Origin of the sequence: Campylobacter sp. US25a, from assembly GCF_004379075.1 — a bacterium.
Lineage (GTDB): Bacteria > Campylobacterota > Campylobacteria > Campylobacterales > Campylobacteraceae > Campylobacter_D > Campylobacter_D jejuni.
On record NZ_RYYM01000062.1, the window covers coordinates 1 to 920 of the forward strand.

Genomic DNA, 920 nt, shown 5'->3' on the forward strand with positions numbered 1-920 from the left:
TAAAAGAATTAGAATTTAACTCTAGTTTTTATACTATCTTTATCTCTCATAAAAACAAACTAAATGATACTTATTTAAAAGCAAGAAAAGAACTTTATAAAAGTATTGATGAATTTAAAAGACTTGGTTTTAAAGATTTAGAAAATGCTTATCAAACTTATATGAGCTCTTTTATTATCAATGAAGAATTAAATAACAAAGATAAAACAATCAATAAAAATGAAAACAAAGAAATAAATAAAAATTCAAATCAAGAAAACAATACAAAAGAAAATACAAGCAGTATAATAAAAAATACAAATTTTAACAATGAAACTTCTTTAAAAACGAAACAAAGCAATACCATTATAGATGATATAAAAGAAGATTTTAAGATTGTATCTAATAATGCTATAATAAGCAATACTAACTTTAAAGGTAAAAAAATTGCTTAAAATATCAAAAAGAATTTCTATTATAGTTTTTATTGTATTAGTTTTTATCATAATTGCTAGCAATGCTTATAACTTTATCCAAGAAGCTTTACAATTTAAAGAAGCTAATGAAAATAAAGCAAGAGAAAATCTTAGTGCTTTAATCAAATGGAGTGAAAACGAAGGCAAGGAAGAATTAGAATATGCTAAGAATTTAAGCAAAGAAAACTATAATCAAGAAAAAGCTACACAAATGATTATTAAAAATCTTAAGATGATACAAGCTAGTATTGAAGATATAAGAATTTTAACTATTTATTCATTCCTAGATGAAGATGAGGAACTTTCAAGAAAAGCTAGTCGAATTGTTTTAAGAATAAATATGGATATTATACTTTATCTTTTAGATAATGAAAAAACTTTTATAGGACATAAAACTTATTTTTTATTTGACAAGGAAAGATTTAAAGTTTTTGAAGATTTTTTATTTTTTCTAAATACTCGTTT

The 920-nt window shown here is 21.5% G+C and carries 1 protein-coding gene and 1 pseudogene; both read left to right on the forward strand.

Annotated features, from left to right (window positions below; genetic code table 11):
- Window positions 1-434 (forward strand): annotated as a pseudogene (locus ELQ12_RS10520) (hypothetical protein); the annotation flags it as partial.
- Window positions 427-920: DUF2813 domain-containing protein (locus ELQ12_RS09735; protein WP_134264754.1), on the forward strand; the 494-nt coding region annotated here is incomplete at its 3' end. The pseudogene ELQ12_RS10520 and the gene ELQ12_RS09735, both read left to right, overlap by 8 nt.